The following is a 22,378-nucleotide window of genomic DNA, read 5'->3' as shown; positions in this document are numbered from 1 at the left end:
CAATTAAATAGATCACAATCTAATTATAAAGCAAATAACCACAGCCTGCCAGCTTACGCCAAATAAGCTCTCTGTTACCTAGTATTTTTTTACTTCCTGTGAACTGTAACGAAAGCTTAGTCCGGCTATAATAAGCACAATGGCATAAACAATGATGGCTATAATCGCATTTCCAGGGTTCTGGAACAGTTGATCCCCAAGGAAGGCATACAAGGCGATGCCTGGGATTTTTCCAATAGCTGAGGCAGCAAGATAACTCCAGAAGGGCAGCCCGGCTGCTCCGGCATAGATGTTAACTGCTGTCTGCGGGATAATCGGCAAGAGACGTGCTAAGACAATAGAAGCAAAGGGCCGCCGTTCTATGCCTTTTGTAAATTTTTCGAGTAGGGGAATAGAAGTCAGATAAGCTCTCGCTTGATCTTGAAATAAGAACTTCACTACGCCGAAAAGGAATGCGGCAGCAAGGGTTGTAGCTACCCAGCAAATTAAAGCACCTGCTAAACTTCCGTATGCATAACCAAAAAATCCGATGACCGCTTTGTACGGTACAACTGGAAAGAGAGCCAGTAAAGTTGCGATCCCTATAGAGCTGAAAAGATTATGATCCTCTTTCATCCAGCTAAGGATGTCATATCTGTAGATAAACGCAAGGATTGTGCCCGAAACATAAAGAATAATCGAGAACCATTTTCTCATAGCTAATATACCCTTTCTTCCACTCATTCATCTCATCATACGGGATAAAAAGTAAATATTGAAGTGAAGATCATTGTCGGCGAACGCCAAGCAGGTATAATAGCATTTATAGAGAACAAAGAGAGAGATAAATTCTTGAATTATAAAGAGGGGAGTTAAATCATTGATCGTTTCTGCACGCAAAAGAGTCGCCATCATCGGGATTGGAAATATCGCCCGCAAAGTATATTTGCCACTGCTCTCTCAGCATGGACAAGTTGAGGTGGTGGGGGTTCTCAGTCACTCATCCACAACAGTAGAGCAAGCTGTTAAAGCCTACCGTTTTCCTAAAGGTACGACAAATTTGGACGAGCTGTTGTCTTGGGATCTGGATGCAGTATTTGTGCATAGCCCAACGACGACCCATTATGATATAGTAACAAAATGTCTCGAACATGGGATTTCGGTGTATGTAGATAAGCCGCTGTCCTATGATCTGGAAGAATCCAGAAGGATGGCAGAGCTGGCAGAAAATAAAGGGCTGCTGCTAGGCGTGGGCTTTAATCGACGTTTTGCCCCAATGTATGTCACTGCCAAGAGTTGGCTCGAGGAAGCCGGAGGCATTAGCCATTGCCACGCGATTAAACATCGCACGAAGCTGCAGTTAGGCAGCAGCCGTGAGACTGTGCATGACGACTTGATTCATATGCTTGATCTGCTGTTATGGTTATGTGGAGATCAGTATGAGCTGCTTCGCAGTAATCTTCAATCCAATGGAGAGGGACGACTTGTGCAGGCATCTGGAATGCTGGGTTGGAAGCAAGGCTCAGTGGGGATGTATAGTATGGTTCGTGAGGCGGGTGTTGATTTGGAGAAGCTGGAGCTGCACGGTAATGGACGTTCGGTGGAAGTGGCAGATCTGGACCAAGCCATCCTATATGAAAAAAATGCTTTGCCACGGACCCAGAGCTTTGGAAGCTGGGATACGGTGCTGGATAGAAGAGGTTTTGGTGGAGTGGTAGATCATTTCCTGAACAATATAAATACACCAGAGTTATGCAGTATTGCTGCTTCAGCAGTTCTGCCTAGTCATAGATTGGCAGCTCAGCTTGCTGAATGAGGTCTCTAAGAAAGGAGTAAAATATGGAAGACAACCGTAAATTAGTGGAGGAACAAATCATCGAAAGCTATAAGCGTGAGGAAGAGATGATGATCCTTGTATTCGCCCAGTGGTGCGTGAATCAAGGACTCGACCCGCACAGTTTGTATTTACAGGCGTATCCACAGCAAGAAGGGAATGAAGCCTTGCGAAAAGCGCTTGCCCTAACGGTTTCTGCGGAGGAAGCAGGGGATATTTCCGATGACACAGTTCTGGGCGTACTCTCCTTATTCGGAAATGATGACTTGGCGCAAATCGTGACAGAAGCGATCTCTAAAAGGGAATCTAAAGCACATACAGGGGATTGACAACGAGGATATAATGATAATGTCAGATGAACTTTTTTTAGTAAACGATGTTCATCAGGGATGAAATGTGTTAATATTATATATACTAACTAATAGTAAGTTTCGCTAGTGAGAGGTGAGAACAATGGAAGAACATCAAATTTCGATGTGTCCCAGATTTGAGACAGCCTTCTCTTTCTTAGGCAAACGTTGGAATGGACTTATTATTCAGACATTGATGAGTGGACCGAAGCGGTTTAAAGATATTTCCGGCCTCATTCCTTCAATGAGCGATAAGATGCTGTCCGAGCGGATGAAGGATTTGGAAGGTGAGGGTATTCTGGTTAGACATGTATACCCGGAAACACCTGTGCGTATTGAATATGAACTAACAGACAAAGGCCGTGCGCTGGAGCCTGTTATGCAGCAGATTCAGTCTTGGGCTGAGAGCTGGGTAGAGTAGAAATCAAAGTCGTGTTGTGGCCCTTTTTCCTGAAGAACGGAGGAGGGCTTTTCAATTTTTAAATAAAAACCTTGCACAGATCGAAAAAATCTGTAATATAATAGAAAAAACGTTGTATGTTCCTTGCGTGGAAACGCTTGCAATATTGGTTTTTGCTCAAATCTACTCAGCTGGAGTACAGGCATAGCAAAACTATTAGGAGGCGAGGGAGATGAAGACCACCCTGTTTTCCCGGGAAATAACGTATGGAAAAAAGGATGTTGCTGAGCTGGAGAACGCTTCGATCAAAGTACAGCTCATCTATGACAAGACGTTGTTCATGCTGCATAGCCATCTTCCAGATTCCTTATGGGATGCGTGGATTGGCGTGCCTTACAGCATTATCTCTTCACTCTACAAAGGCAACAATGATAGCGGGACTATTTTTCAAAAATGGATTCAAAGTCCTTCTGGCTGGAAATGTATCGGCTGTGAACGGCATTGCCTGGAGTCGACGGAACCTCTTCAAGAAGTGAATGTGGCGAGTAATCAACGACAATATAAGTTCCATAATGGCATTCGCCAAAGCATGGTGCTACAAGCCCTAATTTGGTCCATGTACGAGAATACCGTATTATTCAAACCCTTTTTAGGGGATGAGCCCTTTTTTGATGAAGATGATTTGCATACGATATCCTCTTATTTCGTGCCAACTTACCTTAATGATCTACGTCTTCTGGAGCAGTCTAAGCCTTGTAAAGAGTACAAAGATCAGAATATACAGATTTATCAGGAATGGATATCCGCCCCTGACCTTGTCCTCAAATGGAACGGAGGCCTAACAGAAGGCAGATGGATGACTGGTGTTTATATGGATCACTCCCGCTTTGCTGGCTTAGGACCTTATTTGAAGGACGCAAAGGGTAAGCGAACGTATATGCAGGCTTATGTTCAATAGAAGATACAGATTTTAGTGTCAGGTCGATTGTGGAGATTTATCTCCATGATTGACCTGTTTTTGTTATCTGCTATTTTCAGGGCAGTAATTAGAATTAAAAAATTAAAAGAAAGGATTTAAAGTAAAATAATGGGAAGTTAAGCCGATATATAGGTTAGATATGCGCTCCTTTTACTTAAGTATTTAAAGATAAAATAGTACATAAAGATCTGGAATGATGAGTCGAAGAGTGTAGCACATTGGATGGTCTAAGTGTAAGAACTGGAGGTCATGAATGGCATCTAACAAAATGGTATTCAAAGAAGACGAAGTTGAACGACTGCAGACAAAAATTAGACAGGTTAGCCAGGACACCAATCGGTTGTACTTGCAACTGAAAGGTCAAATAAATAATTGGGATGGTATCCCGCTGGGATCAAACCAGATAAAAGCCCAAGTGCTTATCAACGAATTGACGGTAGAGGCTGAGAAGCTTGAAGATATTATTCGTTCAGCTGTAAAGGGTGTTCAAGGTGTTCAGGATCAGAATAAACGCCAGATGAATCAACTCTTTCAGCAGTTTGGCGCTTTAGGAAGTATGTTCGGAAGGCTAGGAGGAGACAGCGCAATTGGGCAGTTTTCGATCCCACCAGCAGCTCAGAAGGCGGTCACGAATCTGATCACCTCGATTGCTGCTCTAATGGGAAAGGATGAGCTGGATAGCGATCCTATGGTGAAGAAGCTTCAAACAACTGTTAAGAATTCGGGACTGGGAACGATTGATTCCATTGCCGCACAAAGCAAGCTGAAGGATATCTACCAGGCACGGAATCAAATCGCAAAGGCACAGACCGCCTATGAGGTATATCAGGCGTTTGGAAATCGGACGCAAATGGATGCAATGCATAAGCTGGCGGATGACGCACGTAAGAAGCTGGAATCCTTGGGTATAGGCGAAGTCCAGTACCAGTTGGGTAAGAATTTAAGCGCTAATTTTAAGAGGCCAGCGGTACAGGCGTGTGATTATGATCCATCGATCACGACGTCTAATGTGCCCCTACTCCAAAATGAAGAATACCTCTTACTACTGCGAATGGCGTTGCAAAAGGAAGGTGTTGGGGAGCAGGCCAAGAGTCAATTGGCAGGGAAGCGGCTGGAAATCGAACAAGCAGAGAATCAACTAAAGGGCAAATCAGCCTTTGATTTTAGTGAATATGATAAAAAGTTAATGGGGAATACGTGGGTCCTCAGTAAAAACGGTGTGACAGATCAAAAAGCAGCCCAAGCGAGCATCGCCTATCAGGAAGCTATTAGAAATGGAGATATCCAGCTAGAGCGAGAAGAACCAGGTGTGGATATCATACTGGAACAGACGATAGCGGCAACAGAAGGTTATAATTATTTCACAGGAGAAAAGATATCGAAATTACAGGCGTATTCCATTATTATTAGTGGTATACTCTATAATTTCCAAGGAATTAGCGTTAGCCGTGGGGGGCTGAATAAGAACTTAAAGCTGCCTAAAGGTTCGGTGAAAATTCCTAAGCAAACTGTTAAAACACCCGTGATAGAACTACCGGAAGTTAAGGTTCAACCAAGTGACATACACGTGAAGGCGGTTGAGGGGACTGGAAATGTTAAACCTGTTCAACAAATCAATAATAGGTTTCCAAATGATATTCAAACTGGAAAAGAGTTTTCTTTCAATATCGAAAATGGATACTTGAAAAATAACAGTGGTCTTTCCGAGGTTGATTTTGTTGTAGACATGAATGGCAAACTTCATATTGGGAGAGGGCATTCCTTTTTGGCAAATGGGGAGTCTGTTCAAGCGGCAGGAAAGCTAAAACTTAATAATCAAGGACAGGTCCGAAGCATATCTAACTTATCCGGTCACTATACTCCTTCAATTGAGCAAGCAAAATTATTCTCACAAGTTCTTGAGCAAATAGGGGTGAAAACTAAAAATGCATGGCTTGAAATATACACCATAGAAACAACTCCTTCAGGTTACGTTAATACAAATGAACTTGTTAAGATTTCTAGTATTCAGATAAAGTAGGTGATGAACGTGGAAGAGATAAAACAGATGAATAAAGATATTTTTAAAGGGAATTTATTAAAAACTATTGAGGAAATATCAAGAAAGAAAGGATTGATTTTTACCGATTGTAAATTTGTTATAGAGCCTGTGAAAGAAAAAGACAAGCCGCTAAACGGTGCAGATGATATGATGAGGCTAAACATTTTAAGTGAAGAAAACATTGGGAATAAGCAATTAACGCTGGATAAAACTATAAATATACTTTGTGGACTAGAACCATTAGTACCAATATGGATAGATGTAATCTTCATTGAAATGAATGAAGACACGGCTATTTATAAGTTGCGGTGCAGTTTAAGGTTTAGAAAGCCGACTTTATTAAGAAATGCAGAAACTGGACACGCTCCTTTTAAGGCTGTAACAGAAGAAACTTTTTAAGTATTGCTCAAGCTTCTTCTTTTGGTGGGGCTACCGAGTGCCTAAGTAATCTATTATTCAGCCAATAACACATATAATACCTGTATAAAATTTCGTCATTTCGTTTGTACATACAATAATGCTTGGTAATTTTAACCTAAAGTACGCTAAAGCGTTATGTAAACAGGTTGATTGTGGTCAGAGATCACCATAATTGACCTTTTTCGTTCAACAAAGAGATACAATTTTCGTGAGTACAATCACAAGTCAAAACTCCTTTCAGGGTTAAGGTGAACAGGTAGAAAAGATTTTTCAGAACCTGATCACATATCCCGAGGAGGAACTATTATGGAAACTAAACTACCTAATGATAGAATTTCGGATTTACAGCATAAGCAATCGGTGCAACCTGGATTTACTCCAGATGCCCTGGTAAAAGATATTGTGCTGCAATTCCCAAAAGCTGCGGATTATTTCAAGTCCAAACGGATTGATTTCTGCTGTGGAGGCGCCAAACCTCTTGCTGAAGCAGCTGTAGAGCGTGGACTAGATCAAGAGATGATCATTAGTGATCTCAACAAGCTGTTCGAGGAATATCCGGTACCTCAAGAAGAACTCGCATGGAACACAGCACCTTCTGCAGAGTTAATCGAGCATATCGTGAGTAAACATCACCATTACCTGCGGGAAGAGCTGCCCCTAATTAGCCAAAATGTAACCAAGGTATACCGAGTTCATGGCGGAGATTCCCCCCATTTAGAAGAGTTATATAGTTTGTTTAATGCACTTAAGGAAGATCTGCTTCAGCATACAGCTAAAGAAGAGGAAGATGAGTTTCCAAAATTATTAGCGTATGATGCCAATCCAAGTGAAGAAGGGCTGACCACACTTCGCGAGGCATTAATTGAACTCGAGAGTGAACATGACACAGCAGGCGAACTATTGAGACAAATACGCAAAATAACAGCTGATTTCACCCCACCGGCTCATGCTTGTACAACCTATCGTTTGACTTATGCCCGGCTAGAGGAGCTGGAGAGCATGACTTTTGAACATGTTCATCTGGAGAATAATATATTGTTCCCTAGATTCCAGTAGAAAAAATGAGTTTTCATAGAGTCCCTTAGGGGACTTTTTTTATATTTGAGAACAAAGCTTATTTACGTTATTCTTAAATAGACAGTATGCATAACTTACTACAAGCCTGAGACGCTGTGTGGTCATTAGGCGGGACAAGGCGGTGTCACTATGCCCACGAAATATATGTGGAGGTTGTTACTAGGATTAGTCATCGTATTCATAATAGGTGGGTGTTCCACTCTTGCTGACATTAATAATGAAGGGAATAATGGCTTAGCAGGATCAGACGGGCCTACGCTTTCGCTTATCGTTGCGGGAAATGACTTGCTTACCAACCCTTTGGACAAGCAGCTTAGCGAGAGCTACAGAAAAGGGATAACGATCTTTGACCTACTGAAAGGTAGTGGGAAGGCCACCTTTTCTGAGGATAACACAAGCATTCTAACGGTAAATAATATTTCACTCGGTCCAGGAATGAATTGGGAGCTGCAAATGGATGGGGAGACCATTGGACCTGAGGATTGGGGTCGAACAGTCGGGCATGAATCAAAATTAGTAATTACGGCGATGTCTAAGGAACAAGAGGAACCCCTTCAAATTGTGTTGTTGACCGTGAATGGTGGAAGTGAGCAAGTGAATTTGAATCATTCATATGTTATGGGATTTACTGAAGATTTAACAGTGAGAGGTTTGTTGAAGAACAGCAGTGTGGTGCAGTTGACCGAAGACAACAAAAAGGTGTTATCCATTGGTGATTATACTCCCCTTAGCAATGAAGTTTGGAAGATGAAGGTGAATGGGAAGCAGCTGCTTGAGAATGGAATGGACATGAAGCTTAGGGTGCAGGATGAATTGGAGATTTTATTGGCTATACGTTAAAAAAAAGTACATAAATGCCAGATCAACGGTTGCTCAGAACCCGTGATCTGGCTTTTTTTATTGGAAGTTATAACCTAATAAAGTTGCCTTATTTTTATGTGAAAACATTCACATTTAATGTGACTGTAATCACAATCTCTCTTAAATTTTGAAATGTATAATTCCATTATGTAGAAGAGAAGTTGAAGCAAAGTTCAACAAGAACGGATAAGACTGAGGAGGCACCTAACAATGGCAGCGAAGAGAGAAAAATTAGTATTAGTCGGCAACGGTATGGCAGGCATAGGTACGCTAGAGCAAATATTGAAGCTAGGTGGAGCTTATGACATTACGGTCTTTGGAAGCGAACCTCATCCCAATTATAATCGGATCATGTTGTCCTATGTTCTCGAAGGCAGCAAAACCATCAATGATATCATCCTAAACGACTGGAATTGGTATGAAGATAACAACATTACCTTGCATACAGCAACAACAGTTACACGAATTGACGAGCATTCTAAGCAAGTAATTGCGGATAACGGTATGGCTGTTTCTTACGATAAAGTGATTATTGCAACGGGTTCGAATTCATTTATTTTACCTGTACCTGGTTGTGATAAGGAAGGCGTTGTGGGTTTCCGGGATATTGCAGATTGTGATGCAATGCTGGCTGCGGCTAAACAATACAACAAAGCGGCGGTAATCGGCGGGGGTTTACTTGGCTTGGAAGCGGCAAAGGGTCTTGTGAACCTTGGCATGGACGTTACTGTAGTGCATCTGATGGAAGATCTAATGGAGCGCCAGCTGGATCGTAATGCCTCCTCTATGTTGCAAGCTGAGCTAGAGCGTCAAGGCGTGAAATTTGCCATGGGCAAACAAACAGTAGAATTGACCGGGGAACAGAGAGTAAGTGGATTACAATTTAGTGATGGCACTTCACTTGCGGCTGATTTTGTAGTTATGGCTGTAGGCATCAAACCGAATATAACTGTGGCAAAAGAAAGCGGAATTGCTGTTAATCGTGGGATTGTAGTGGACGATTATCTGCAGACCTCTATGCAAAATGTATATTCCATTGGCGAATGTGCCGAACATCGCGGAGTTTGTTACGGATTAGTAGCGCCGCTCTTTGAGCAGGGGATGGTTCTAGCTAAACATCTCTGCGGAAGCGACACAAACCCATATGAAGGTTCTGTTGTCTCCACCAAATTAAAAATTTCCGGAGTGGATGTATTTTCTGCAGGTGAGTTTATGGATTCTCCTGAACATACTGTAATCTCAAGCAAAGATGAATGGAAGCGAACCTATAAGAAAATTCTGCTCAAAGACAATGTCATTGTTGGTGCAGTCCTGTTCGGGGATGTGACAGAGTCGGCTAACCTGCAAAAGTTAGTAAAACAAGGCGCTGTAATGACCGATGAAATTTATACAGAGGTTATGGGTACCGGCTGCTGCGGAAGTGGAGCCAAAAAGAGCACATCCGTAGAAGCAATGGCGGACGAAGAAATCGTTTGTGGCTGTAACGGGGTTACGAAAAAAGCGATTGTGGATGCGGTCATAGAAAATGGTTTTACTACTGTGGACGAAATAAAAGCATGTACAGGAGCGACGCGCTCTTGCGGAGGTTGTAAACCGGTTGTAGAACAAATTTTACAATTTGTCCTGGGTGATAGTTTTGAGCAGTCTGCCAAGCAAGGAATTTGTAGCTGCACAACGCTTAGCCGGGATGAGATTGTTGCTGAGATTACAGCTAAAGGTCTTAGTACTACTAAAGAGGTTATGCATGTACTGGGTTGGAAACAAGAGGAAGGCTGCTCTAAATGCCGTCCGGCGATTAACTATTATCTGGGGATGATAAATCCGGATACACATCAAGACGAGAAGGAATCACGCTTTGTTAATGAACGTATGGGAGCCAATATTCAGAAAGACGGAACCTATACCGTTATTCCACGTATGTACGGCGGGGTAACGACACCGGAGGATTTGAAGAAAATCGCCGATGTCTCCCTTAAATATGATGTGAAAGTTGTGAAGGTGACGGGTGGGCAACGCCTGGATCTAATCGGGGTGAAAAAAGAGGATCTGCCGAAAGTATGGGAAGAGCTCGATATGCCATCAGGTTATGGTTATGCCAAGTCGCTACGTACCGTTAAGACTTGTGTGGGTTCACAGTTCTGCCGTTTCGGCACACAGGATTCGCTGGGAATGGGCGCGCTCATAGAACGTAAGTATGAACGTCTTGATTTTCCTGCCAAGTTTAAAATAGCTGTCAACGGCTGCCCGCGTAACTGTGCGGAATCCTGTACGAAGGATATTGGCATCGTCGGTAATGATGGCGGTTGGGAAGTGTTTATCGGCGGTAACGGTGGGATCAAGCCACGGATCGCTGACTCCTTCTGCAAAATAAAGACCGATGAAGAGTTGATCGAAGTGTGCTCCGCTGTGATGCAATATTACCGTGAGACCGGCAATTATTTGGAGAGAACCTCCGAGTGGGTTGAGCGTATGGGACTTGAGCAGATTCAAATGGTCATTTTGAATAATGAAGATAACCGCAAAGAGCTGGCCGCACGGATTGACTTTGCTCTGACTCAGGTTACGGATCCTTGGAAAAAAATGCTCAATGACAGCAGCACTCGTACTGCGCTTTTTGAAGAAACAAGAGTCTAACGGATATAACGCACACAGAAGGGGAGAGACCAATGAATAAGACCACACAAACGTATGCAATAGGATCAGTACAGGATTTCCTGCTGCAAATTGGCCGCGTAGTGATTGCTGGAAATGTTGAACTGGCTGTGTTCCGTGCCTCTGACGGAGCCATCTATGCAGTAGAGAATCGCAGTCCTCATCCTAAGGGGGGCCCGCTTGCTGAAGGGATCGTGTCAGGTCACTATCTGTACGATCCACTGTACGATTGGAAAATCGATCTGCGCACGGGTGAGGTGCAGGCACCAGACCAAGGTAGTGTGGTGACTTATCCAGTCACACTGGACGGAGAGAAAGTTACAGTGAGCGTGTAGACACCGAAGATTGTAGTAATAGATTTAATAGAAAACGGTGGGGTGGAGTATTATGTTTACGCAAAGTGTGGAGAGCATCGTAGAGACGGCAGTCAGTAAGCGGGACAAAATGAATGAAAGCTTGCCAAGATATTTTCTAGCAGCCCTATTGGCAGGTGCTTATGTAGGCATTGGGATTATCCTTATTTTCTCCCTAGGAGCACCGCTAGCGGCTGCCAAATCTCCTTTCCAACCGCTTATTATGGGCACATCCTTCGGCATCGCCCTGACGCTTGTAGTATTTGCAGGCTCAGAGCTGTTTACCGGGAATAATATGTTTTTTACTGTAAGTACACTGGCAGGCAGAACTAGTATCTGGGATACCGTTAAGAACTGGATTCTTGTATTCATCGGGAATGTGGTAGGTGCAGTGATTTTAGCACTTTTAATTCGTGGGACTGGGTTGTTCAGTGCTGCGCCGCCGGAGCATTTGATTTTTACAGCCGCTGCTAAAAAAATGAGTCTCCCGTTCTCCGAGCTGTTTTTTCGTGGAATCCTGTGTAACTGGCTGGTCTGTTTAGCGCTATGGATGTCCTCACGCGCTAAAAGTGAATCTGCTAAGCTAATTTTAATCTGGTGGTGTCTGTTCGCCTTTATCGCAAGCGGATATGAGCATAGTGTGGCTAATATGACTCTGCTTAGTGTTGCTGTGTTGCTTCCAAATCATCCGGAAACCATTACGATAGCTGGATGGCTGCATAATATGATCCCTGTAACTTTGGGGAATATCATTGGTGGAGGCGTATTCGTCGGTATGGCCTATTGGGTGATCTCACCAGTGCGTGGTGCTCGCAACAACCGTTAAGATCCATTTTTAATTAACTATATTAGAGCTGAACCGATCTTGGGTTTAGCTCTTTTTTTGTTGAATATAAAAAAAAGACACCTGCATTAGGCGCCTTGGACCACTCTATTTTATATTATGCAGAATAATTGGGTCATGTATGTTTCATTGAGGTGAATAGAGGGTATATTATAACGGAATTAGATCCGGCAGATTTCGTTCGGACACAATTCGCAGTGGCAAATTTCTTGCAGCATGCCAAGATCCTTGATGACAATCATACCGTTCTCATACTCAACAGCATCTTTTTTACGCAGGTCGCTCAGCATCCGGTTAACACTTTCACGAGTGGCACCGATCATGTTGGACAAATCTGTATGCGTAATTTTTTTGTTGATAAGGATATTCTCACCGTCGCTGCTCTTCTCACCGTAGGTGTTGCCAAGACGAATGAGCGTGGAGCAGAGTGCACCTGGTTTGCCGTACATCATTAGATCACGGAATTTAGTTTGGGTGAGACGGTGATGAATACCCATCCATTTCATAAAGTCGATAGCAAAGTCACAATGTTGGCAGATGAGAATTTCTAGATCCTTTTGTTCGATGACGCCAACTTCACTTTCTTCAATCACTTCGGCTGTAAAGCTATGCTTAGTGCTGAAGAATGGATCTGCTTGACCTACCATATCACCAGCTTGATACATATAAAGAATGAGTTCTTTACCTTCATCAGTAGATTTAGTTAATTTCACACGTCCACGTTTGATATAAAACAATTTATCCGAGTAGTCGCCTTCCCAGAATAGATGTGAACCCTCTGGAACTATGCGCTCTTTCATTGTAACTAGAAGTCTGTTGAAATTCTGTTCGGAGAAACAGTTTGTATTTCCGTGGGCTTCGATAACATTGTAATGTTCTTTTAGCATAATCGACATCCCCTTTATTCCCTCAGTTTTTCAGTAAATTTTAAATTAATTATACCTTGAAAATCCCTCGAATTGGTTATAAAAAATCGTTTAAAAGTGTCGAATTTTCAACATTGTGATAAATTTCACTTCTAAAGTGTTCGATGTAATATTCTTTTTAACTAAAAAAGAGTAAGTGATCTCACGTTTATGATATATGAACAGCGGCTATCCATTATTCTCAAATACTGGGTTAATCGCTGTTTTTTTGCGTCCCCGTTAGATTGTAACATATAACACAGTTGAAATTCATGTTCAAGAAATTAGTTTTATCTCAACTCCGTATAAATGCACACATCTTCATTACGGTCGGACATTGGCTCTACTGCTATGCAGCGATATCCTGAAATTGGAGCAAAAATCAGGAGAAGGAGAAATCATATATGGCAAAAGTAGCAGACAAATATCTTAAGGTTGATCCGTGGGCAATTATTGAAGAGGGCTTTGATCCAGAGCGAAATCGGACTTCGGAATCTATTTTTTCATTGGGTAATGAATATATGGGTGTAAGGGGATATGCAGAGGAAGGGTATTCAGGTGACACCCTGCAAGGAAGTTATTTTAATGGATTAAATGAACAATTGGATATTGGCAATCACTACAAAGGGATTATTCGCTCGCTGAGATATATGGTGAATGCGGTGGACTGGCTGTATACACGTCTATCTGTAGATGGTGAACAGCTTGATTTAGCAAAAAGTAACGTAACGGATTATGTGCGTAGGTTGGATCTTCGTAAGGGTACGTATCGGAGAGAGCTTATCTGGCATTTAAACGATGGCAAGTCGCTAAAAGTAGTCTTTACACGTCTGGTCAGCATGACTATGTCTCATTTGGGGTTGCAGCGGGTGGAATTTGAACCCCTTAATTTCTCGGGGAGCGTGGACATTTGTGCAGGTCTTGATTTCGGCATTATTCATGAAGAACGCGGCGAATGTATGTGGAACAGTCTCCGCAGCGGAGTAAGTGGAGCGTCCTCTGCTATTATGGCGAGTACCGTGAATACTGGGAACAAGCTGTTCTCAAGCTTTACCTTACAATCCTCGCAGCCGTTGCAGCTTACTGCTGTCGAGAGTGATAAGTTTGTTGGTCAAAATTTCACCCTGGACCTTACGAAAGGAGAAGTCTCCTATTTTACCAAACTGGTTATGAACTATTCGGATAGTGATTCTGCCCATACAGCTGAAGAGCTGTGGAGCAAAGGTCTGTCTCTTGCTGAAACCGCAAGCCAATTGACGGATACTCAAATAATCGCTGATCAGACAGCTTATTGGAAGGGCATCTGGGAGACAAGTGATATCCGAATTGAGGGCGATCCTGAGAATCAACAGGGTATTCGTTTCTGTATCTTCCAGCTTTATCAGACCTATCATGGCGATCATCCCGGTTTTAATATTGGTGCCAAAGGGCTGACGGGGGAAGTATATCGTGGGTTGGCTTTTTGGGATACAGAATCCTATTGCTTACCGTTCTATATGTTCAATAATCCAAAGGCTGCCCGGAGCTTATTGGAATTCAGATATAAAACATTGCCACAGGCTATGCAGCGCGCTAAAGAGGTGGATTGTGAGGGAGCTTGCTATCCTATTGCTACTATAGATGGAACAGAAAGCTGTGATCTCTGGCAGCACTCTAATCTTCAGCTTCATGTAGGGACTGCTGTTTCTTATGGCATTTGGCATTATGTCAAAAATACCGGTGATAAAAGCTTCCTGCATAGTAAAGGGGCTGAGATGCTGATTCAGATCAGCAGATTCTATGCTACACGTGGTCAATGGGGGCAACGCAGCGGGGAATATGGTTATTTTGGCGTAATGGGTCCTGATGAGTTCCAATTGATGGTCAATAACAACTGTTACATTAATCTGATGGCTCAACAATCTTTTGAATACACCCTAGAGACTCTTCGGGAGATGAAAGAACAAGCTCCTGCTGCTTTTGCAGCTGTGGTAGAGAAAACAGAACTTCATGACGAGGAACTCACCGATTGGGAAAACAAGGCGCAGCATATGCGGATTCCGGTTGACGAAGTGACAGGAGTTTATGAAGAGCATGATGGGTTCTTCGATATGCCACATATTGATATTCATTCGATTCCGGTAACAGAATTCCCATTATATTCGAACTGGTCATATGATCGTTTGTATCGCTATGACATGATTAAGCAGCCGGATGTACTTATGTTTATGTTCTTGTACAGCGGACAATTCTCTAAAGAAGCGAAGCTGGCGAACTATGAATACTACGAGCCTAGATGTATTCATGAGTCTTCGCTGTCACCTTCGATCCACTCCATTTTGGCAAGTGAAATTGGCAAACCCGAGGAAGCATATTCGTTTTTTGAATTCGCTACTCGACTGGATTTAGACAACTATAACCGCAATACCCGTGAAGGGCTGCATACTACCTCAATTGCTGCTGCTTGGATGAATATTGTTTACGGCTTTGGCGGAATGCGATCGGATGGAGCGCGTCTGTCCTTTCAGCCAACCCTGCCAGAACGCTGGGATGAATATAGCTTCCAAGTGTTGTATGAAGGAGTGCTTCTGAGAATTGTGGTCGACAAAAATTCAGTAACAATCACTGCGGTTAATGGTGGAAGTACCGAAATTATAGTGTACGGACAGTCGATTACAGTGGATGCTTCCGGAAAGACGCTTCCACTAGGTGAAGGGATGCTGGCAGGATGAACTGGATCGTAAAGGATAGTTGTTTTGATAAACAGCTTGTGACGACGAACGGTAACAAATATATGTTAGGCAACGGCTACATGGGATATCGCGGCACACTGGAGGAATTCAGTAAAACCGAGCTAGCAGCTGTCACCCTCGCAGGTCTATATGACAGAGCAGGAGACAAATGGAGAGAACCCGTTAATGCCCCTAATGGATTGTTGACCAAAATTTTCTGTAATGATCAGCTCTTAAGTGTGCTTGACCGTGAACCGGTCGCTCATACTCAGGAGTTAAATATCCGAAATGCCATTCATCATCGGAGCACTGAATTTGCTGTATCTGACGGAGGGACGTTGACGTTTACCGCAGATCGTTTCGTAAGCCAGGATAATCTTCACTTGCTCGTTAGTAAATACTCTATTCGCAGCACACAAGACTGTCGAGTAGCCATTGAGACGGGAATTGACGTAGATGTGTGGGATATCAATGGACCTCATCTCTACGGACAAACGGTGCAATTGAAGGACGAGGTGCTGATCTCTTCATCGGTTAGCGGAGAATTGAAGATTCCGGTGGTTGTGGCGGAGAGGGCGGTATTCAGTTTTGGTGAGGAGCTACTGGAAGATGGTGCTGCTGTTCGCCGGATTTCTTTTGATGCCCGTGCGGGTGAGACGTATGAATGGTTTAAGTATGTAGCAGTCTATACTGGACTTGATGCGGATCAGCCGGAGACGGAAGCTTTTAAATCTGTCCATGCTGCTGAGGCGCTGGGTTATGAGGCGTTATTTAAGTCTCACCGTCTGATATGGGATGAGAGATGGTCACACAGTGATGTAATCATCGAAGGTGATGAAGCTGCCCAATTTGCCTTGAGATATAGTATCTATCAGCTGTTAATCATTGCGCCTACAGTTTCGGAGAAGGTGTCTATTCCAGCCCGGGGATTATCGGGTCAGGTATATAAGGGAGCTGTATTTTGGGATACGGAAATGTTTATGTTGCCGTTTTTCCTGCACAGTGATCCTAAGGTAGCGCGGAACTTGATGATGTACCGGATTCATACATTGGATGGTGCTCGCCGTAAGGCAGCGGAATATGGATTTTTGGGCGCATTTTATGCTTGGGAAAGTCAGGATACGGGAGACGATGCCTGTACTTTGTTTAATGTGAATGATGTATTTACAGGCCGGCCGATGCGCACCTATTTCCGCGATAAGCAGGTTCATATCAGTGGTGACGTTGTGCATGGGATCTGGAAATATGTTCAATTCACAGGCGATGAAAGTCTGCTTACTAGTGGAGGAGCAGAGGTCATTTGGGAATGCGCTCGCTTTTTCTACTCTTACGCTTACTATAATTCGGTTAAACAGCGGTTTGAGATTCTGGATGTTACAGGTCCGGATGAATATCATGAGCGTGTGAACAATAATGCTTTTACGAATGCACTGGTTAAAGAGACGCTTGAGATTGCCTTGCGTACGGCAGCTTTGCTGCAAGAGAAGTATCCTGAGGATTACAGTCAATTGTCCGCTCAGTTTAGCTCAGGGCCATTCCTAGAGGAGTTCAAAACGATGCTGGATAGCTTTTATGTTCCACAGCCTGATCCTGCCAATCTTGTTATTGAACAATTCGACCGGTACCTCACCTTGGAGGATGTAGAACTAACAGAACTGAAATCACGTGTGCTTAATAAAAATGAGTATTTTGGCGGCGGCAATGGCTTAGCTACCACCACAACCATACTTAAACAAGCAGATGTTGTGTTGATGCTGAATTTGTTCAAGCACTCCTTTAGCAAGGAAGTGAAACAAGCGAACTGGGAATTTTACGAACCGCGTACGGAACACGGATCAAGCTTAAGCCCTTGTATCTACGCTTTGGTAGCTGCTGATATTGGTTCACCGGATTGGGGTTATCCGTATTTTATGCGTACGGCTACCGTCGATCTCACCGGCGAATCTAAGCAATATGTAGGGGATCTCTACATCGGAGGGACTCATCCGGCTGCGAATGGTGGTGCTTGGATGGCTGCGGTTCTTGGCTTCGCTGGGTTGGACTACGATGGAGGGGTTGTGCACATCAATCCATCTCTGCCGCAACATTGGCAGTCCGTTCAGCTTCCGGTTACCCTGCGCGGCGACACCATCCAACTGCGGATCAGTAAGGATGAAGTCACTGTGATCACAGCTGCTGATTACAGTGGAGACTTGGTATTCTCGGTGCAAGGCGGAGAAGGCAAGTCCTGCTCTGCAGGTGAGATCCTTCGACTGGCCTTTGACGAAACGGGATTATAAATATTAATACACAACGGAGAGGAAGCAAATCAATGTTGGAAAATATGAAAGGCGCCATCTTTGATCTGGATGGCGTGATCGTAGATACAGCCAAATATCATTATTTGGCGTGGGCGAGTCTTGCAGATGAGCTTGGCTTTAAATTCACGGAGGAGGATAACGAACGGCTTAAAGGTGTGAGCCGGATGAGATCACTTGATATCCTGCTGGAAGTGGGTGGCCTGGAATTTAAGGAAGCAGAGAAGCTGGCAATGGCGGAGAAGAAAAACCGCCTGTACGTAGAATACATTTCTCGACTCGAGGAATCGGAGCTGCTGCCTGGAGTGAAAGAATACCTAACAGGATTGAGATCACGTGGGATTGGCATTGCGTTAGGTTCAGCCAGTAAGAACGCTGAGTTTATTTTGAATAAGCTGAACATTACAGACTTATTTGATGCAGTTGTTGACGGCAACAAAGTGTCACTAGCCAAACCGGACCCAGAGGTGTTCCTGATCGCGGCTCAGGAGATAGGCTTGCAGCCGGATGAATGTGTTGTGTTTGAAGATGCTGAGGCAGGCGTTCAAGCAGGTAAAGCTGCTGGGATGAAGGTTGTAGGTATCGGCAAACCTGAGGTGCTGAAGGAAGCTGATCTGGTCGTTAAAGGGTTGTATGAGCTGCTGACAGACTAAAGCTCTAAATGAACATGGGACCGACTCCAAAGTAGCGGATGACTTTGGGGGCGGTCTTTTTTTGTGCAAAGTCTCTGTATTTAGCTAGCTCAGACTGCTATCGGACCTCATAGTCACTATTAGCCATAAATCGGCTCATTTGCGAACCTATCGGACCGCATAGTCGCTATTGGCGCGAAAATCCTTCATATCGCACACGTTTGGAACGAATAATGCCTCTGGGGTCCGTAACTCCCCGTAAAAGCAGGAATTTGTTCAAATAGCTGCATCTGAGTCCGATCGCTCATCGTGAAAAGAGTGTGTGTGGGAATGCAAAACGCCGAATAAGTAGTAAGTCGCACAGTAAATAATTCAGAAGGTTAGTCTCAAGCTCAGGCGGTGATCGGACCCCAAGTCGCTATTAGCCGCATATTAAGTAATTCAGAAAGTTAGTCAAAAGCTCGGACAGTGTATCGGACCGCATAGTCGCTATTAGCCAAAATCCGGCTCATTTGTTATCCTATCGGACCCCATAGTCGCTATTGGCTCGAAAAGCCCTCGTATCGCGCATGTTTGGAACGAATAACGCCTCTGGAGTCCGAACCTCCCTGTAAAAGCCAAAAATCAGCCCAATAGCTGCATCTGAGTCCGATAGCTTATCGTGAAGAGAGTGTGTGTGGGAATGCAAACCGTCGAATAAGTAGCTGAGCTGCACATTAAGTAATTCAGATAGTTAGTCTAAAGCTCAGGCGGTGATCGGATCCCATAGTTGCTATTAGCTGCATATTAAGTAATTGAGAACGTTAGTCAAAAGCTCGGACAGTGTATCGGACCTCATAGTCTCTATAAGTAATAATCCGGCTCATTTGCGATCCTATCGGACCCCATAGTCGCTAATGGCTCGAAAAGCCCTCGTATCGCGCATGTTTGGAACGAATAACGCCTCTGGAGTCCGAACCTCCCCGTAAAAGCAGGAATTTGTTCAAATAGCTGCATCTGAGTCCGATAGCTTATCATGAAAATAGTGTGTGTTGGAATGCAAAACGTCGAATAAGTAGCTGAGCTGCACATTAAGTAATTCAGATAGTTAGTCTAAAGCTCAGACGGAGATCGGACCCCCATAGTCGCTATTAGCCAAAATTACGCTCATTTGAGAAGATATCGGACTCCATAGTCGCTAATGGCTCGAAAAGTCCTCGTATCGCGTATGTTTGGAACGAATAACGCCTCTGGAGTCCGAACCTCCCTGTAAAAGCCAAAAATCAGCCCAATAGCTGCATCTGAGTCCGATCGCTCAACGTGAAGAGGGTGTGTGGGAATGTAAACGCTGAATAAGTAGCTGAGCTGCACATTAAGTAATTCAGATAGTTAGTCTTAAGCTCAGACGGTGATCGGATCCCATAGTCGCTATTAGCCGTATATTAAGTCATTCAGAACGTTAGTCAAAAGCTCAACAGTTTATCGGACCGCATAGTCGCTATAAGTAATAATCCGGCTCATTTGCGATCCTATCGGACCGCATAGTCGCTATTGGCGCGAAAATCCTTCATATCGCACACGTTTGGAACGAATAATGCCTCTGGGGTCCGTAACTCCCCGTAAAAGCCAAAAATCAGCCCAATAGCTGCATCTGAGTCCGATCGCTCATCGTGAAAAGAGTGTGTGTGGGAATGCAAAACGCCGAATAAGTAATAAGTCGCACATCAAGAAACCCAACGCCCACAACGCCCTACAACGCAACCATCGCACATTAAGCAATCCAACGCCCTACAATACCACCATCGCACATCAAGTAATCCAGACGCCCAACAGACAAAGCACATTCAAGTATTGAAGTACTTGAGTGTTCAAGTATTCAAGTGTTCAAGAACATACATCGCACTTCTTCCATTTAGAGTTCATTTCTCCTAGCCCCACGCAGTGTCCTTTACGTTGCCTCCCACTTTTTCTGTTTGCGGTTTTTAAGAGTTCCGTTGATGGAGTTGCGAAGTGGAGGTTTGGAGCTGGAGAAACGCCAGTGGTCGCCTTTATCCTCGGATTTCTACCGCTCAACGGTATAAAATCAGGAAATCTGAGGATAACAGCGATCGTAAGCCCAAACGCTCCACGTAGTGGCGAACATATCATTGTGCTCTTTTTATCCGCCCAACAGAAAAAACTACATACAAATGAACATAAAAAACTTTAAAATAAACATATGTAAGCGTTTATCACTTTGATATAGTTATTGAACCCGGAGGTGTATCTCGATGTTGTCTAGGCTGATTAGGCCGATTTTGAAGCTAAACGTCAAACAACAGCTTATCCTGCTGTTTCTGATTATGATCTCGCCGATTCTGTTTTTGAACATTTACGGGAATATGAAGGCTGAGCAAATTCTGAAGCGCCATGTGACGAATGCTTATGTAGAGCTGAACAAGCAAAACTTCACCATCATTAACCGAGATATTGATACCGTAAATAAAATTACTACCACTGTAATTCAAAATCCTCTGATTCAACAGATTAATATGACGGGTTCGGATACCATTCTGGAGCGGGTTAAACGTTATGAGACGATAGAGAAGCTGTTGGTCAGTTACTCGCAGGGAGCGGAGCGTGGGGACGGCATCTATTATTCCCTTTATATATACGATCCCGAGGATTATTATTTTTTTGCACCCAATTTCCCACAGGTTAAGAAGGCGGGAGTATATTTCTTTTCCAAAGCGGAAGAGCCCTATTGGTTCGAGGAGGTTGTCCAGAAAAAGGGTCGCGGATCTCTAAAATTTACAGGGAAGCTAAGTGCACAAGCGGAAAACTTGAAGACTCTTACCTATATGAGAGCTGTCAATAACATCTCCAGAAAAGCTGAGACCATTGGGGTTTTAGTCATTACCAAAATGGACGCAAAAATCGGAGAATCCCTTAAATCCATATCGTTGCCTGATGGTGATATTTACTTAACAGATCTGGATAATCGTGTACTCGCTTCTACTACGAATAATACTGGTGAGATCATTACGCTGCCGGAGACGGTCGTTGCTGAGGATTTGGAGGGAACCGTGGATGTTATTACCTCGGATTTTATTTATGTGGTCAATAATAACCATGCCTTAGGACAGAAGCTAGTCTACAAAATCGCCGTAAAAGCGCTGCTGCAGCAACAAAACGAAATGAAAAGTGTGATTCAATACATAACTGTGGCCTATGCTGTTTTTGGATTAATCATGATTACTTATTTCTGGCGTTCATTAATGACGCCTTTGCAAAAGTTAGCTTTTTTCGTCCGGAAGTTTGAGCCAGGCAATCGTGTCCCTGAGACGCCAAAAAGAGGGAGTAACGATGAGGTCAGTGTGCTGATTGGCTCTACCTATGACATGGCCCGCAGGCTAAATGGACTAATTACTTATAAATACCAGATGGAGCTAAAACAGAAGGAATCACAGCTTCAACTGCTCTATCAGCAGATCAATCCGCATTTGCTCTACAACACTTTGGAGAGTATTTACTGGAAAAGCTCGCTGGAAGGTAACGTTGAATCCGCCGAGATGATCAAGGAATTATCCAAGCTTATGAAGATTAGCCTCAGTCGGGGAAGGGAGCTGATTAGCCTTGAAGAAGAGCTGGAGCATGCAACGGCCTACATCAAGCTGCAGCAGCACCGGTATGATTATATATTTCGTGTAGTAATGGAGATTCATCCAGATACGAAAAGAAATCTAATTCCTAAAATTACCCTGCAGCCGTTAATTGAGAATGCTATTATTCATGGTGTCAAAAATATGGGCGAGGATGGGGAAATCATCATTAGCGCAGTTTGTGTGGACGATACCGTCGAGATCTCGATTGAAGATAATGGCTATAAGACTGTTGATTATCAGGCCATCGAAGCTGTGCTGAATGACGACAGTCCAAATCCGGCCAGCGGTTACGGGATTCGCAACATTAACCAGCGTATTCATTTACACTTCGGCTCTGATTATGGCATCAGCTATACCCCTCGTAAAGAGGGCGGTACATTGGTGACGGTTAAGCTTCCGAAATCAGAGAATCAGGACTAA

General features: G+C 43.7%; 17 protein-coding genes. 15 read left to right on the top strand and 2 right to left on the bottom strand.

Translation table 11 applies throughout. The annotated features are described in order from the left end of the window. Window positions 1-78 precede the first annotated feature (78 nt). On the bottom strand, window positions 79-696 hold the full coding sequence (locus MHI32_RS22120; RefSeq protein ID WP_339187977.1) for a VTT domain-containing protein: 618 nt from the start codon (window positions 694-696) through the stop codon (window positions 79-81). A gap of 163 nt (window positions 697-859) precedes the next feature. Between MHI32_RS22120 and MHI32_RS22115 the strand changes: the two genes are divergently transcribed. The 11 genes from MHI32_RS22115 (at window position 860) to MHI32_RS22065 (ending at window position 11,772) form a co-directional block, all read left to right on the top strand. Further along, window positions 860-1,795, top strand: coding sequence for a Gfo/Idh/MocA family oxidoreductase (locus MHI32_RS22115; RefSeq protein ID WP_076218896.1), 936 nt, complete (start codon window positions 860-862; stop codon window positions 1,793-1,795). 23 nt (window positions 1,796-1,818) lie between these two features. Further along, window positions 1,819-2,142: a hypothetical protein gene (locus MHI32_RS22110; RefSeq protein WP_076184188.1), complete on the top strand. Its 324-nt coding sequence runs from the start codon at window positions 1,819-1,821 to the stop codon at window positions 2,140-2,142. 124 nt (window positions 2,143-2,266) lie between these two features. After that, window positions 2,267-2,584: a helix-turn-helix domain-containing protein gene (locus MHI32_RS22105; RefSeq protein ID WP_036682958.1), complete on the top strand. Its 318-nt coding sequence runs from the start codon at window positions 2,267-2,269 to the stop codon at window positions 2,582-2,584. Window positions 2,585-2,795: 211 nt separating this feature from the next. Beyond that, window positions 2,796-3,521 carry a hypothetical protein gene (locus MHI32_RS22100; protein WP_076130692.1) on the top strand — a complete coding sequence of 242 codons (726 nt, stop codon included), beginning with the start codon at window positions 2,796-2,798 and terminating at the stop codon, window positions 3,519-3,521. A gap of 274 nt (window positions 3,522-3,795) precedes the next feature. Next, window positions 3,796-5,562: a hypothetical protein gene (locus tag MHI32_RS22095; protein WP_340010854.1), complete on the top strand. Its 1,767-nt coding sequence runs from the start codon at window positions 3,796-3,798 to the stop codon at window positions 5,560-5,562. A 27-nt stretch (window positions 5,563-5,589) separates the two neighbouring features. Then, window positions 5,590-5,982 (top strand): hypothetical protein, encoded by a 393-nt coding sequence (locus MHI32_RS22090; protein ID WP_081387696.1) that lies wholly within the window; start codon window positions 5,590-5,592, stop codon window positions 5,980-5,982. 381 nt (window positions 5,983-6,363) lie between these two features. Next, window positions 6,364-7,059 carry an iron-sulfur cluster repair di-iron protein gene (gene ric, locus MHI32_RS22085; protein ID WP_076308971.1) on the top strand — a complete coding sequence of 232 codons (696 nt, stop codon included), beginning with the start codon at window positions 6,364-6,366 and terminating at the stop codon, window positions 7,057-7,059. A 150-nt stretch (window positions 7,060-7,209) separates the two neighbouring features. Then, window positions 7,210-7,920, top strand: coding sequence for a hypothetical protein (locus MHI32_RS22080; RefSeq protein ID WP_076130686.1), 711 nt, complete (start codon window positions 7,210-7,212; stop codon window positions 7,918-7,920). A gap of 231 nt (window positions 7,921-8,151) precedes the next feature. Continuing rightward, complete coding sequence (gene nirB, locus MHI32_RS22075) at window positions 8,152-10,575, top strand: nitrite reductase large subunit NirB (protein WP_076184185.1); 2,424 nt, start codon at window positions 8,152-8,154, stop codon at window positions 10,573-10,575. 32 nt (window positions 10,576-10,607) lie between these two features. Continuing rightward, window positions 10,608-10,928 carry a nitrite reductase small subunit NirD gene (nirD, locus tag MHI32_RS22070; protein WP_076130684.1) on the top strand — a complete coding sequence of 107 codons (321 nt, stop codon included), beginning with the start codon at window positions 10,608-10,610 and terminating at the stop codon, window positions 10,926-10,928. Between the two features lie 52 nt (window positions 10,929-10,980). Further along, a complete protein-coding gene (locus MHI32_RS22065) occupies window positions 10,981-11,772 on the top strand; it encodes a formate/nitrite transporter family protein (RefSeq protein WP_076130683.1) in 792 nt (263 codons plus the stop codon). Between the two features lie 179 nt (window positions 11,773-11,951). On the opposite strand, the gene MHI32_RS22060 is transcribed toward MHI32_RS22065, so the two are convergent. Next, the gene (locus tag MHI32_RS22060) at window positions 11,952-12,677 is read right to left on the bottom strand and encodes a Crp/Fnr family transcriptional regulator (RefSeq protein WP_036682945.1); all 726 of its coding nucleotides are present in this window, start codon (window positions 12,675-12,677) and stop codon (window positions 11,952-11,954) included. Window positions 12,678-13,099: 422 nt separating this feature from the next. Between MHI32_RS22060 and MHI32_RS22055 the strand changes: the two genes are divergently transcribed. The 4 genes from MHI32_RS22055 to MHI32_RS22040 all read left to right on the top strand — a co-directional run bounded on the left by MHI32_RS22055 (window position 13,100) and on the right by MHI32_RS22040 (window position 22,378). Continuing rightward, on the top strand, window positions 13,100-15,406 hold the full coding sequence (locus MHI32_RS22055) for a glycosyl hydrolase family 65 protein (protein WP_340010852.1): 2,307 nt from the start codon (window positions 13,100-13,102) through the stop codon (window positions 15,404-15,406). Further along, window positions 15,403-17,685 (top strand): glycosyl hydrolase family 65 protein, encoded by a 2,283-nt coding sequence (locus MHI32_RS22050; protein ID WP_340010850.1) that lies wholly within the window; start codon window positions 15,403-15,405, stop codon window positions 17,683-17,685. The genes MHI32_RS22055 and MHI32_RS22050 overlap by 4 nt, the downstream gene beginning before the upstream one ends. A 32-nt stretch (window positions 17,686-17,717) precedes the next feature. Next, window positions 17,718-18,356 carry a beta-phosphoglucomutase gene (gene pgmB, locus MHI32_RS22045; protein WP_076134520.1) on the top strand — a complete coding sequence of 213 codons (639 nt, stop codon included), beginning with the start codon at window positions 17,718-17,720 and terminating at the stop codon, window positions 18,354-18,356. A gap of 2,228 nt (window positions 18,357-20,584) precedes the next feature. After that, window positions 20,585-22,378 (top strand): histidine kinase, encoded by a 1,794-nt coding sequence (locus MHI32_RS22040; RefSeq protein ID WP_076184180.1) that lies wholly within the window; start codon window positions 20,585-20,587, stop codon window positions 22,376-22,378.

Origin of the sequence: Paenibacillus sp. FSL H7-0690 (genome assembly GCF_037980415.1) — a bacterium.
Taxonomy (GTDB): domain Bacteria; phylum Bacillota; class Bacilli; order Paenibacillales; family Paenibacillaceae; genus Paenibacillus_AQ; species Paenibacillus_AQ odorifer.
This window is presented reverse-complemented; position numbering and strand designations above follow the sequence as displayed.